The sequence below is a fragment of the Streptomyces sp. YJ-C3 genome (genome assembly GCF_053891275.1).
Map to the genome: position 1 here is coordinate 1,825,184 of NZ_CM132685.1, position 13,448 is coordinate 1,838,631.

At 72.7% G+C, this 13,448-nt stretch carries 8 protein-coding genes; 4 read left to right on the forward strand and 4 right to left on the reverse strand.

Annotated features, from left to right (window positions below):
* Window positions 1-4: 4 nt before the first annotated feature.
* The gene (locus ACVHNB_RS08150; RefSeq protein WP_456227706.1) at window positions 5-3,010 is read right to left on the reverse strand and encodes a BTAD domain-containing putative transcriptional regulator; all 3,006 of its coding nucleotides are present in this window, start codon (window positions 3,008-3,010) and stop codon (window positions 5-7) included.
* Between the two features lie 145 nt (window positions 3,011-3,155).
* Window positions 3,156-3,341, reverse strand: coding sequence for a 50S ribosomal protein L28 (rpmB, locus tag ACVHNB_RS08155; protein WP_003957616.1), 186 nt, complete (start codon window positions 3,339-3,341; stop codon window positions 3,156-3,158).
* A gap of 154 nt (window positions 3,342-3,495) precedes the next feature.
* Here rpmB and ACVHNB_RS08160 point away from each other — a divergent pair, with 154 nt between their 5' ends.
* Complete coding sequence (locus tag ACVHNB_RS08160; protein ID WP_456227707.1) at window positions 3,496-5,304, forward strand: DAK2 domain-containing protein; 1,809 nt, start codon at window positions 3,496-3,498, stop codon at window positions 5,302-5,304.
* 12 nt (window positions 5,305-5,316) lie between these two features.
* Here the strand turns inward: ACVHNB_RS08160 and ACVHNB_RS08165 are convergent, their stop codons facing one another.
* Window positions 5,317-8,010 (reverse strand): tetratricopeptide repeat protein, encoded by a 2,694-nt coding sequence (locus ACVHNB_RS08165; RefSeq protein WP_456227708.1) that lies wholly within the window; start codon window positions 8,008-8,010, stop codon window positions 5,317-5,319.
* Window positions 8,007-9,818, reverse strand: coding sequence for an HSP90 family protein (locus tag ACVHNB_RS08170; RefSeq protein ID WP_456227709.1), 1,812 nt, complete (start codon window positions 9,816-9,818; stop codon window positions 8,007-8,009). Before ACVHNB_RS08170 ends, ACVHNB_RS08165 begins: the two co-directional genes overlap by 4 nt.
* Window positions 9,819-9,980: 162 nt before the next feature.
* On the opposite strand from ACVHNB_RS08170, the gene recG reads away from it, so the two are divergent.
* From recG to coaD, 3 genes are all read left to right on the forward strand, one after another.
* On the forward strand, window positions 9,981-12,200 hold the full coding sequence (gene recG / locus ACVHNB_RS08175; RefSeq protein WP_456227710.1) for an ATP-dependent DNA helicase RecG: 2,220 nt from the start codon (window positions 9,981-9,983) through the stop codon (window positions 12,198-12,200).
* Window positions 12,201-12,292: 92 nt separating this feature from the next.
* A complete protein-coding gene (rsmD, locus tag ACVHNB_RS08180) occupies window positions 12,293-12,889 on the forward strand; it encodes a 16S rRNA (guanine(966)-N(2))-methyltransferase RsmD (protein ID WP_428952071.1) in 597 nt (198 codons plus the stop codon).
* Between the two features lie 26 nt (window positions 12,890-12,915).
* Window positions 12,916-13,395 (forward strand): pantetheine-phosphate adenylyltransferase, encoded by a 480-nt coding sequence (gene coaD, locus ACVHNB_RS08185; RefSeq protein WP_428952070.1) that lies wholly within the window; start codon window positions 12,916-12,918, stop codon window positions 13,393-13,395.
* Window positions 13,396-13,448: the final 53 nt, after the last annotated feature.

A 13,448-nucleotide genomic window follows, 5' to 3' on the forward strand; every position in this document is an offset into this window, starting at 1 on the left:
CGCCCTAAGACTCGCGGACGGCGTCCTGCCGCAGGCTCCCGCCCAGCGCGAAGGCCTTCTTGTAGACCTCGGGCGCGAGCATCCGCCGGATCCGGCGCTCGACCGGGGTCACGTCCGGGTCGTCCACGATCAGCTGTCCGCGCAGCGCCGACGCGGCGCCGAGGAGTGTCGCGGCGCGCTCGGGCTCGACCGCCCGGGACGCCAACGCCTCGGCCACCTGCGCGACTTCGAGTCCTTGCGTCTGGGCGCCCGTCGACAGCGTGCGGGCCTGCGCGAACCACTCGTCCGCCTCGTCCGCACGTCCCTCCGCGAGGGCCACGCGCCCCAGTCCCAGGAAGATGTGCACGGTCTGGCCGACGCTGTACCAGGAGCGTGCGCTCGTCTCCAGGGCCGCCTCGTAGTGCTCGCGCGCACGGGCCGTGTCCCCGGACAGACGCGCCGCGTCGCCCATGCCCCACAGTGCCCCCGCCACCTTCTCGGGCGCGCCCGCGACCCGCGCCAGCTCGCCGGCGCGCGTGAAGTCCGCGGTCGCCTCCTCGTACGCACCGCTGCGCAGCAGGACGGCGCCGCGCCGGCACAGCAGGTCGGACGTCTCCTCGGGCGCAGCCAACTCCCGTGCGTAGTGCAGTGCTTCGTCGATCAGTTCCAGTGCGCGGGTCCGCTCGCCGCGCCAGTCGGCGTACATGCCCAGCTGATCGAGGGAGTTGGCCATGCCCCACCGGTCGCCGGTCTCCCGGAAACCGGCCAGGGCCTGGGCGAACAAGGCCTCCGACGCCGCCGGGCGCCCCGCGAACTGCTCCTGGAACCCGAGGCCGACGGCGAGCAGCGCCCGACCCCACGGATCGCTCCCCACCTGGGCGTGCACTCGCTCGTCCCGGGATCGCTCGGGCCCGACGGCGAGCGTCCACAGCACCACCGTGAACGGCAACCTCAGCTGGCGGTCGATCGAGGCCAGCACCCGGTCCGCGCACGCGAGCCGGGCCTCGTCGCCGTCCCCCATGACGGCGTTGAGCCCGCACAACGCGTACTCCTCCTCGATGCCCGGCGGCGGCTCCGGCCCCACCGCGTCCATCAGCTCACGGGCGAGATCCACGCGCTCGCCGGCCAGCCCGTGCAACCGCCAGAACCACGACAGGGCCGCCATGAGGCGCAGCCCGTCGGACGGGGCGGCATCCAGGCAGTGGCGCAGCGCAGCATCGAGATTGCCCCGCTCCGTCGACAGCCGCTCCAGCCAGGGGAGTTGATCGCGCCCGCGCAGCCGTGGCTCGGCCTCCTCCGCGAGCCGCAGGAAATACGCGGCGTGCGCGTCACGCAGCTCCCGCAGAAGGGGATCCGGCAGCTGCTCGGCGCAGAAGGCACGGATCGTCTCCAGCATCCGGTACCGCCCGTCGGACGCCTCCAGGAACGACTTCTCCGCGAGGGAGGCCAACAGATCCTCCGGGTACGGGATGCCGCACACCGCCTCCACCGCGTCCAGCGTCGCGCCCCCGGACAGGCCCCCGCCCGCGAACACCGTCAGGCGGCACGCCAGGTCCCGCTCCTCCTGGTCGAGCAGCTCCCAGCTCCACTCCACGACGGCCCGCAGCGTGCGATGCCGGGGTGCCTTGGTGCGATCCCCGCGCGACAGCACCCGGAAGCGGTCACCGAGCCGCTCGGCCAGTTCGTCGACCGTGAGCGTACGCAGCCGGGCCGCGGCCAGCTCGATCGCCAGTGGCAGCCCGTCGAGGGCCGCGCAGATGCCGTCGATCGCCGCCACGCGCGCGTGCTCGTCCCCGTCGAAACCGGGCCGGACCGCCGCCGCCCGGTCCCGGAACAGCTGGGCCGCCGGGCCCGCCGCGAGGGGCGGCACCGGACACAGCACCTCACCGGTGATGCCGAGCGCCTCCCGGCTCGTCGCCAGGATCCGCAGGCCGGAGCAGGTGCCCAGGAGCAGCCCCGCCACCTGGGCCGCGCCCTCGACCAGGTGCTCACAGTTGTCGAGCACGAGCAGCAGCTCACGGCCTTCGAGCGCGGCCACGAGCCGCTCCGTGGCCTCCTCGCCCTGCGGGCCGCGCAGCCCCTCGCGCACACCGAGCGCGGTGAGGATCGCGTACGGGATCCCCGTGCCAACGGTGAGCGGCGCCAGCTCCACGTAGCAGACGTCCGCGTGGGCCCGCCCCGCCTCGACCGCGAGCCGTGTCTTGCCCGCGCCGCCGGGCCCGGTCAGCGTCACCAGACGAGCGCCGGCCAGCAGCGCGTCGATCCGGGCCAGTTCCTCTGCCCGTCCCACGAAGCGCGTCAACTGCGCGGGCACCCCGCGCTGTCGCACGGGCTCCCGCCCCCGCAGCAGTTCCAAGTGCAGCGCCGACAGCTCCGGCGACGGGTCGGCGCCCAACTCGTCCGCGAGGACGCGCCGCGCCTCTTCGTAGACGCGCAGTGCCTCAGCGGGCCGCCCCGCCGCGTGCAGCGCGCGCATCAGCAGCCCGTACAGGCGCTCGCCGAGCGGATACCGCGCGATCAGCTCGCGCACCTCCGCCACCAGCTCCGCGCCGCCGCCCAGTGCCAGGTCGGCCTCGATCCGGTCCTGCACGGCCCCGAGGCGCAGCTCGTCCAGCTTCGGCAGGTCGTGCGGCGCCGGACCGCGCCACAGGCCGAGCCCCTCCCTCAGAAGCGCCGCCGCGCGCGCGTGGTCTCCCGCGCCCAGCGCCTGCCCGCCCTCGCGCGCGAGGCGCTCGAAGCGGTGCACGTCGACCGAGTCCGGGTCGACGACCAGCCGGTATCCGGCCGGCCCCGTCTCGATCTCCAGGCCGAGCCGCTTGCGCAGCCGGGAGACCTGCGACTGCAACGCGTTGGCCGCGTTGGCCGGCGGGGTCTCGCCGTACAGGCCGTCGATCAGACGCTGCACCGAGACCGTGCGGTCGGCGTCCAGGAGCAGCGCGGTCAGCAGCGCACGCGGCCGTGGCCCCCCGGCGTCCAGGGGGCTGCCGTCAGAGGCCCGCACATCGAGGGGGCCGAGAATGCCGAACCGCATGCGCAGAGTCTGGCAGCCACCACCGACAGTCATGCCCGGGACGGAGATCTTGAGCCCGTCCCGGTCGCGGGCACACGAAAAAGCCGGCCCCCGAGGGGACCGGCTGATTCAAGCAACCAGCGAGGTGGCCGCGCTACGCGAAACGTCAGCGCGAGACCTTGCCGGCCTTGATGCACGAGGTGCAGACGTTGAGCCGCTTCGGCGTCCGCCCGACCACTGCACGCACACGCTGGATGTTCGGGTTCCAGCGACGGGACGTACGGCGGTGCGAGTGCGAAATGTTGTTGCCGAAGCCCGGCCCCTTGCCGCAGACGTCGCAGTTGGCAGCCACGGGTCACTCCAAAGACTTCAGATGCACTTACGGTTGATCCCGGCATGCCGGGATCAAGATCAGAGGATCTGAGTGGCGGTGCCAGGGGAGAGCCCGATGGATATCGGGCAACCGGAGCAGCATACAACGGCTGCTTCGGTACAACGAAACTACCATGGCTGCCCGGGCCGCTGCCCCGGACCCCGGACCAGGCCCCTTTCCTGACGGCCTCCTGGCGGGGTCTACTCTGCGAGGCCAGTCCAGCTGCTCAAGGGAGGCGCAGGTGCCGCATGTGCTCGACGTCGTCGCGGTGCGCGCCTGGTGTTCACTCGCCCTGGAAGCGCTCGGCCGGGACCGTGCGGAGATCGACGCGATCAACGTGTATCCCGTGGCCGACGGGGACACCGGCACCAATCTCTATCTGACCGTCGAGTCCGCGCATCAAGCCGTCGAAGCCGTCTTCGCGGGCCTGGAGGCCGGTCCCGATCCGGTCGTCCCCACGCTGCCCGAAGTGATGCGCGCGATGGCTCACGGCGCGCTCATCGGTGCCCGCGGCAACTCCGGAACGATCCTCGCGCAGCTGTTGAGGGGCATGGCCCAGGTGCTCGCCGACGGTGCGGGCCGTGACGCAGATCACGGCTCCGGGGCCGACGCGGGCGCACTGCGGCTCGCGCTGCGCCGGGCCGCCGAGTCCGCGCGCGAGGCGGTCGCCCACCCCGTCGAAGGCACGGTACTCACCGTCGCGACGGCGGCCGCGGACGCGGCGTCGGACGTCGGTGACGGGGACTGCGGCGCTGTGGCCCGCGCCGCATATGAAGGCGCGTGCGCGGCGCTCGACGCGACGCCCGGGCAGCTGGCGGTGCTGGGCCGCGCCGGCGTCGTGGACGCGGGCGGGCGCGGTCTCGTCGTGATGCTCGGCGCGCTGAGCGAGGCCGTCTCCGGGCACACCACACCACTACGTGGCCGGGAAGACGGAAAGAAGCACGCGCGCGTGGACGCAGCCGTGGCCACCGAGGAAGGCACTGACGGCGTCCCCCTTGAATGTGTGGAGGAGCACGGCGCCGCCGGGCCCGCCTTCGAGGTCATCTACCTTCTCGAAGCCGACGACCGGGCCGTGGCCCGGCTGCGGACCAGGCTCGACGCTCTGGGCGACTCGCTGGTGGTGGTCGGCGGGGACGGTCTGTGGAACGTCCACGTGCACGTCGACGACGCGGGCGCGGCCGTGGAGGCGGGTGTCGAGGCCGGACGGCCCTACCGCATCCGCATCACGCACTTCGGTCTCGGTGACGCCCACGCGGCCTCGGCGCCGCCGCGCGAGCGGGCACAGCGGGCCGTCGTGGCCGTCGTACCGGGCGACGGTCTGGCGGGGCTGTACACGGAGGCGGGCGCGACGACCGTGCCCGACCGGCCGGGCGAACCGCCGGCCAGCGGTGAGCTGGTCGACGCGATCCGGCGTGCCCACGCGCGTGAGGTGGTGCTCCTGCCGAACGACGCGGAGCTGCGGCACACCGCGGCGGCCGCCGCCGAGCAGGCCAGGTCCGAAGGGGTGCGGGTCGCCCTCATCCCGACCCGGTCCGCGGTGCAGGGCATCGCCGCGCTCGCCGTGCACGAACCCGACCGGCGCTTCGACGAGGACGTCGTCGCGATGACCTCGGCCGCCGGAGCGACCCGGTACGCCGAACTGGCCGTCGCCGAGCGCCAGTCCTGGACCATGGCCGGCATCTGCCAGGCGGGCGACGTCCTCGGCCTCATCGACGGCGACGTCGCCGTCATCGGCGGCGAGGTCCCGGCGACCGCCCGCACCGTCCTCGACCGGATGCTCGCGGCCGGCGGCGAACTCGTGACGCTCGTCCTGGGCGACGAGGTTCCCGACGAGGTCGCGGACAGCCTCGAGCAGCACGTCCGCGAGACCTACCTGGCCGTGGACACCGTGGTGTACCGGGGCGGGCGGCAGTCGGCGCTGATGCTGATCGGCGTCGAGTAGCCGCCCGCCGGCCTACTCGGCGAGCGCCGCGCGGGCCTCGTCCCGCCGCTCCGTGTCGCCCGCCTCATCGAACGCGGCGGCGGCGCGCTCCAGTTGGACCGCGCGCTCCGCGTCGTCGCGCCGGTCCAAGAGCTGCGCGAACTGCCGGTGCGTATGGCCGAGCTCGGACAGCAGTGCATCCCGGTCGACGTCGTCCGAGGACAGCGCCTCCTCGCAGGCGCGGATCGACGCCGTCATCAACTCCCGCTCGTCGTCCGCCGACGCGGAGTCCAGCCAGGCACGCGCGCGCAGGCACCGCACCACCGCGTACACGTGCCCGAGGGAACGCCACAGCTCACCCGCGCGCGTGTAAGCACGATCCGCCTCTTCGGGGCGGCCGGCCCGGTCGAGGGCGTCCGCCGCCAGGTTCGCCAGCATCGCGTGGTCGCGCTGCTCGGGCCAGTGCTGGGCGATCTCCGCCGCCTTCAGCCAGGCCTCGGCGGACTGCAGGTGCTCGCCGAGCGCGCGGGCGCAGTCGCCGAGCCACCACTGGGCCTGCACGATCGCCCCGTCGCCGTGGTCCTCGGCGGTCAGGTCGAGCAGCGCCGACTCCAGCACCTCGGCCGCCTCTGCCATGCGCTCCTCGCGCAGCAGGTGGCCGCCCAGCTGGAAGCGCGCCCAGGCGCCGAACCCGGCGTCCCCGTCCGCCTCGTCGGCCCAGTGCGTGGCCTCCAGAGCGTGCGCGGACGCGGGCCCGAACTGCTCGGTGGCGGCCAGCACGTCGGCGAGCCGCAGATGCAGCTGCGCCGCGCCCGACGGGTCCAGGTGCCCCGCTCCGTGCTCCAGCGCCGCCCGGAGCGCCCGCTCGGCGCCCGCCGCGTCGTCCCGCTCCCGCGCGAGCCCCGCGAGGCGCACTTCGCAGTCCACCGCCAGCCAGGGGCGCCCCGCCGCCACGTGTGCGGCCGCGGACTCCTCGTACAGCACCGCGGCCGTCTCCGGGTCGCCGCGGTGCACCGCGATGTCCCCGAGCATCGACCGTGCCGACGCCGCCTGAGAGACGAGCCGGGGTACGTCGGGGAACGGTTCCGTGAGGGCGAGCAGTTGGTGGACGCACTCCTCGGCCGCAGCGACCTCGGCGTCCCCGGAGTGGGCCTGCAGCAGGATGCGCGCGCGGCACGCCAGGACGGCCGCGGCCGGACGGGCCGTCGTGGCGTCCAGATCCTTCAGGGCGCCGCGCACCTGCTCGTACGGCTCCTGGATCGCGGCGACGGCTTCAGCGCTCCGTCCCGCGACCGAGAGCGCGTAGGCGCCACGCGCGCGTGCCGCCCTCGCCTCGTCCGGCGCGCCGGCCGCCTCGTACAACTCGGCCGCCCGCGCGAACAGTTCGGGCGCCTCCTCGGCTTCCATCGCCGTGTAGTCGGCGATCTCCGCACGGTCGTGGTCGGTCAGCTCCAGGCCCTCCGACTCGGCGGCCCGCGCGGCCGCCTGCCAGGCGCGGGCCGCGGCGGGGCCTCCTTCGGCCTCCGACAGCCGTCGCGCCTCGGCCACCAGGGCCGCCGCGTCCACGGTCGCTTCCGCCGGGGGCGCGGCGACGGGCTTCGACGGCGCCGTCCGTACGACCCGTACGCCCAGTGGCAGGCGCTCCAGCAGGGGCTGCTGGTCCATCCGCTCCCGGACCCGCGTGCCCACGCGCGCGGTGCCGTTGCGCTCGTCGAAGCGGGCCGCGATGGCCAGTGCCTCCACGCGCGCGTGGACGGCGAGTTCGGAGGCCGTCCAGGCGCGGCCCGCCGGCCCGGGAACACTCTGCTCGCCCAGACCCAGCGCGACCAGCCGGTCCATCACCAGGGCGGTCACGGCGAGGAAGTCCATCAGGCCCTGCGGATTACCGCTGTCCGTGAAGTAGGCTGGCCGCTCCGCGAGCAGTTCGAGCGCCCGCGCCTCGTTCCCGGTCAGGGCGCAGAACTCCACGTGCGACGCGAAGGCGCCCCGCATCGACTCCATGGGCCGGACGAGACGGTAGCCGCGCAGGTGGTTCGCGCGGGCCTCCTCGACGCGCCCCAGGCGCAGCAGGGGAAGCAGCGAGGCGGGGAGCGTGGCGTGCGGCTCGTGGGCGCACGTGAACTCGCCCTCCAGCACCGGCCCCCACAGCTCCAGCGCCCGCTCGTCCCGGTGCAGGGCCGACTGCCGCTCGCCCTGCCCGTTCAGCTCGCAGGCATGGCAGTCGGCCATGTCGTCGCGGTCGGCCGCCAGCCAAGCGTCGTACGCGCGCGTGGCCCGCTCCTCGTCGCCTATGTGGTCCGCGACGTAGAACTCGCTCATACGGACGGCCCGCTCGGAGTGACCCGCCACCCTGTAGCGGTGCTCCATCTCTCCGAGCCACTTCTCTACGGAGGCGAGCGGAATGTGCGGCTGATGCAGCATGCCGCCGGACATCCACTTGAAGACCCAGTGCAGCGAGTGCGTCTCGTAGGCGTCGAAGTCCTCGGGGCGCTCGTCCCACATGCGCAGCAGACGCGCGAAGGGGACGAACATCTTGTCCTTCTCGGAGCTGTAGTTGTACATCTGCAGCTGATGGCCGAGCGCCTCGATCACGGCGAGCGGGACGCCGAGCTTCTCGGCCTCGGCGAGCAGCTGCTCCGCGCGGGCGCCGCGGGCCGGGCCCTCGGGCTGCGCCGCGTTCTCCGCCATCGCCCGGCGCAGCGCGTCCAGGTCCGTGCTCGCGTTCATCGGATGTCGTCCTTTCCGGTGCCGGGATGGGTGGCCCACTCCAGGAGGCCGATGAACGAGCGGTTCAGGAGCGCGGAGTCGGCGGGGCGCAGCGGGCGCTGCGCCATCAGGAGCGCCTGCCCGTACAGAGCCTCGGCGGCCGTGCCGATCAGCTCCGGGTCGGACAGCGAACTCACCCTGCGGATCAACGGGTTGAGGTGGTTGAGCACGAGCCGCGCGCGGGGGGCGCTGCCGCGCAGCGAGCCGAGGATGCCCGCCCACAGGTCGTCCGCCTGGGCCTCGGCGTCCGCGCGTGCCTGCTCGTGCCGGGCCGCCCGGTCGTCCAGATGCAGTGCCGGCACGGTGAGGGGATGGAAGGCGCGCAGGGCGACGTCACAGCCCAACGGGTCGAGCCTGGCCCGCGCGGCCGCCAGGAAGGCCGACAGGGCCAGCTCCTCGGCCGGGTCGACGGCATCCAGGTGCGCGGTCACCGTGTCCGCGTCCAGTTCCGAGACGGCCGTGCCCGGGCGCACCGACGGCAGCGCCTCGACCAGATCGGCGTCATACGTGTAACCGCCGTTGACGACCCCGATGCCCTGCGCGGAGGCGATCGGCGCGACCTGCCGGTACTCCTCCACGGTCCGGGTGAAGTGCACGACCGGGTGTCGCTGGGCGAACTCCTCCAGGGAGAGCTGCCCGTCCGTCGTCTCGAACGGCAGCCAGGGAAGCATCGTGCGCAGCATCTCCTTGTCGTGCCGCGCAAGGGACTTGACCCCCAAGTGGTGCACGGACAAGAAGGCCGCGAGGCGCTCGGGATCACCGGCCGCCAGCGACGTCAGCCACTCCCGGATGCGCTCGCCCAGGGCCTCCCGGACGGCGGCCAGGGTCTCGTCCTCGTAGAGCGACTCGCGCGACGCCGTGGGACGCAGGCTGTCCGTGTCGATCACGCAGCGCACGAAGAAGGCCCAGTCGGGCAGCAGTTGCTCGGCCCGGTCGGTGAGCAGCATGCCCTTGAGGTGGACCCGGTGCCCCGCGCGCTGCGCCGGGCTGACCGCCTGCGGCAGCACGTGGGCGACTCCCCGGATCCCCGCGAGCGGCACCTCCAGGTCGATCGAGTCCAACGGCGTGAAGCCGAACAGCTCGTGACAGTGGCGGGCCAGGGCCACCCGGCGGGCGGCCGGGCTGGGATACGTACGGCTCCAGACGGCCGGCAGGTCCGTGACCGCCGCGTCCCCGACCCGCACGTCGTACGGCAGCATCGAGCCGAAGTCCCGGGCCAGGGACAGGACCCGCTCCTCGGTCAGCCAGTCGGCGGCGCCCGCCCGGGCCTCCAGGTGCACGGTCGTGCCGGGCTCCGCGCGGGCCGCGTCCGGGAGCGTACGGACCGAGTACGAGCCGTCGTCGCGGGCCGTCCACTCGACCGGCGGCGCGTCGGGCGTGCGCGCGCTGCGGCTGACCACACGGATCCGCTCGGCCACGACGAAGCAGGCGAGCAGGCCGATGCCGAACTGCCCCAGGAAGTCGGCACGGGCCGACTCCAGGCCGTCGCCGCGCTTGGAGCTGCGGCCGATCGTCGCGAGCAGGCTGTGCACGTCGGCCTCGGTCAGACCGATGCCCGAGTCCTCGACGCGCAGCGACCCGCCCTCGGCGAACAGGCGCACCGTGGCGGGGGAGTCGGGCTGCTCGGCACGGCGGGCCGTGACGGCGTCCACCGCGTTCTGCAGCAGCTCGCGCAGATAGACCTTCGGGCTGGAGTAAAGGTGATGGGAGAGGAGGTCGACGAGACCGCGCAGGTCGACCTGGAATGTGTGCGGTGTCTGTGAGTCCATCGTCGCTGCGCCGGTGGGGGGACGGGCGACGGCGCGGGTCGGGCGGTCCCACGAGAGGTGACCGCGATCAAGGGCCGGAGCCGGTCATCCTAGGGCCGGAGAGTCCCTTGTGACCAGCGGTTTTCAGGGATGTTCGCGGGATTGTCAGTGGTGTGGTGTGCAATGGATCTCGTGCCCGTGCTCGAAGAACCACTGAAGAAGGTGCTCGGTCCTCCCACCGCGAAGGTGATGGCCGAGCACCTAGGCCTGCACACCGTCGGTGACCTGCTCCACCACTACCCGCGCAGATACGCGGAGCGCGGTGAGCTCACCGCGCTCGCGGAGCTGCCGCTCGACGAGCACGTCACGGTCGTCGCCCAGGTCGCGACCGCCCGCGTCCTGAGGTTCAACGGCGGGAGCGGACAGCGCCTGGAAGTCACCATCACCGACGGCAGCGGACAGCTCCAGCTCGTCTTCTTCGGCCGGGGCATCCACAAGCCGCACAAGGACCTGCTGCCCGGCACGCGCGCGATGTTCGCGGGGAAGGTCGGGGTCTTCAACCGCAAGATGCAGCTGGCGCACCCCGCGTACCAGTTGCTGAACGCCGACTCCTCGCAGGACGCGGCCGAGGCCGTCGGCTCCTGGGCGGGAGCGCTCCTGCCGCTCTATCCGGCCACTGCCAAGCTGGAGTCCTGGAAGATCGCCAAGGCCGTCGACCTGGTGCTCCCCAGCGCCCAGGAAGCCGTCGATCCGCTGCCCGAGGCACTGCGGGAGGGCCGCGGCCTGGTCCCGCTCACCGAGGCGCTGCTCAAGATCCACCGGCCGCAGACCAAGGCCGACATCGCCGACGCGCGCGCCCGCCTCAAGTGGGACGAGGCGTTCGTTCTCCAAGTCGCCCTCGCCAGGCGCCGGTTCGCGGACACCCAGCTCACCGCCGTCGCGCGCGTGCCGAAGCCGGACGGACTCCTCACCGCCTTCGACGCGAAGCTGCCGTTCACGCTCACCGACGGCCAGCAGAAGGTCTCCAAGGAGATCTTCGACGACCTGGCCACCGAGCACCCGATGCACCGGCTGCTCCAGGGCGAGGTCGGCTCCGGAAAGACGATGGTGGCGCTGCGCGCCATGCTCGCCGTCGTCGACGCGGGCGGTCAGGCCGCGATGCTCGCCCCCACCGAGGTCCTCGCACAGCAGCACCACCGCTCAATCACCGAGATGATGGGCGAGCTGGCCGAGGGCGGCATGCTCGGCGGTTCGGAGCACTCCACCAAGGTCGTGCTGCTCACCGGTTCCATGGGCACCGCAGCGCGCCGTCAGGCCCTGCTCGACCTGGTCACCGGCGAGGCCGGCATCGTCATCGGCACGCACGCGTTGATCGAGGACAAGGTGCAGTTCCACGACCTGGGACTGGTCGTCGTGGACGAGCAGCACCGGTTCGGCGTGGAGCAGCGCGACGCGCTGCGCTCCAAGTGCAAGCAGCCCCCGCACCTCCTGGTCATGACCGCGACGCCGATCCCGCGCACAGTCGCCATGACGGTCTTCGGCGACCTGGAGACCTCCGTTCTCGACCAGCTTCCGGCCGGCCGCTCGCCGATCGCCAGCCATGTGGTGCCCGCCGCAGACAAGCCGCACTTCCTGTCCCGCGCGTGGGAGCGCGTCCGGGAAGAAGTGGGCAAGGGGCATCAGGCGTACGTCGTCTGCCCCCGGATCGGCGACGACGAGGACGAGAAGCCCAAGAAGGGCGGCAAGAGCGCGGCCAAGAAGCAGTCCGCCGAGGACGAGGCGGAGAAGCGGCCGCCGCTCGCCGTGCTCGACGTGGCCGACGAGCTGGCGCACGGCCCCCTCCAGGGCCTCAAGGTCGAGGTGCTGCACGGCCGGATGCAGCCCGACGACAAGGACGCCGTGATGCGCCGCTTCGCCGCCGGCGAGACGGACGTCCTGGTGGCGACGACCGTCATCGAGGTCGGGGTGAACGTGCCGAACGCGACAGCGATGGTGATCATGGACGCCGACCGCTTCGGCGTCTCGCAGCTCCACCAGCTGCGCGGCCGCGTCGGCCGTGGCTCGGCGGCCGGCCTGTGCCTTCTGGTCACCGAGATGCCCGAGGCCAGCCCCGCCCGCGCGCGCCTGGGCGCCGTCGCCTCCACGCTCGACGGCTTCGAGCTGTCCCGTATCGACCTGGAGCAGCGCCGCGAGGGCGACGTGCTCGGACAGGCCCAGTCCGGAGTGCGTTCCTCCCTGCGGATGCTCGCCGTCATCGAGGACGAGGAGATCATCGCCGAGGCGCGCGAGGAGGCGACCCGGGTGGTCACGGCCGACCCCGACCTGGAGCGCCTGCCCGGCCTGCGCACGGCGCTCGACGCACTCCTGGACGAGGAGCGTGAGCAGTACCTCGACAAGGGCTGAGACACTGATCGGGGGCAGACCCCGCCGACCCCACCGGTCGGGACGGGCCTGCCACCGAAAAGCCGACGAGTGACAAGCCGACAAGGACCGAGATGACCCGCGTGATCGCCGGGCGCGCCGGCGGACGCCGCCTGGCCGTGCCGCCGGGCAACGGCACCCGCCCCACCTCCGACCGCGCGCGCGAAGGCCTCTTCTCCACCTGGCAGGCGCTGCACGGCACGCTCGACGGCACCCGCGTCGCCGATCTGTACGCGGGCTCGGGAGCCGTCGGCCTGGAGGCCCTGTCCCGCGGCGCCGCGCACGCCCTGCTCGTCGAGGCGGACGCCCGGGCGGCCCGCACCGTCCGCGAGAACATCAAGTCCCTCGGCCTTCCCGGAGCCGAGGCACGTACCGGAAAAGCGGAACAAGTCGTCACCGGTCCGCCCCCGGCAACGCCCTATGACCTGGTCTTCCTCGACCCTCCGTACGCCGTCTCGGATGACGATCTTCGCGAGATTCTGCTCACACTCAGCGCTCAGGGCTGGCTCGCGGACGAAGCGCTCGTCACCGTTGAACGCAGTACAAGAGGCGGCGAATTCCAGTGGCCCGACGGGTTCGAGGGACTGAGGTCCCGTCGTTACGGCGAGGGCACGTTTTGGTACGGTCGCGCCGCCTTGAACACCACCCTCACGTGCGACGACGCACGATGACCGGACCGGAGAGCGAGGGACTTCCCGTGCGCCGCGCAGTCTGTCCCGGGTCGTTCGACCCCATCACCAACGGCCACCTCGACATCATCGCCCGAGCCTCCAAGCTGTACGACGTGGTGCACGTCGCGGTGATGATCAACAAGTCCAAGCAGGGCCTGTTCACCGTCGACGAGCGGATCGAGCTGATCCGCGAGGTCACCGCCGAGTTCGGCAACGTGGAGGTGGAGTCCTTCCACGGCCTCCTCGTCGACTTCTGCAAGCAGCGCGACATTCCCGCCATCGTGAAGGGCCTGCGTGCCGTCAGCGACTTCGACTACGAGCTGCAGATGGCCCAGATGAACAACGGCCTCTCGGGCGTGGAGACCCTCTTCGTCCCCACCAACCCCACCTACAGCTTCCTGTCCTCCTCGCTCGTCAAGGAGGTCGCTGCCTGGGGCGGAGACGTGTCGCACCTGGTCCCGCCACTGGTGCACCGGTCGCTGACCGAGCGCCTGCCCAAGAAGTGACACCCACGCACCAGTTGGGCATACAGTCGTCCCGTCCGTCTCCAACCCCCGTG

Coding starts and splice junctions, on each gene's coding strand:
- ACVHNB_RS08150 (WP_456227706.1), bottom strand. CDS start 3,010: ATGCGGTTCGGCATTCTCGGCCCCCTCGATGTGCGGGCCTCTGACGGC.
- rsmD (WP_428952071.1), top strand. CDS start 12,293: ATGACCCGCGTGATCGCCGGGCGCGCCGGCGGACGCCGCCTGGCCGTG.
- ACVHNB_RS08170 (WP_456227709.1), bottom strand. CDS start 9,818: ATGGACTCACAGACACCGCACACATTCCAGGTCGACCTGCGCGGTCTC.
- ACVHNB_RS08165 (WP_456227708.1), bottom strand. CDS start 8,010: ATGAACGCGAGCACGGACCTGGACGCGCTGCGCCGGGCGATGGCGGAG.
- ACVHNB_RS08160 (WP_456227707.1), top strand. CDS start 3,496: ATGGCTGCCCGGGCCGCTGCCCCGGACCCCGGACCAGGCCCCTTTCCT.
- recG (WP_456227710.1), top strand. CDS start 9,981: ATGGATCTCGTGCCCGTGCTCGAAGAACCACTGAAGAAGGTGCTCGGT.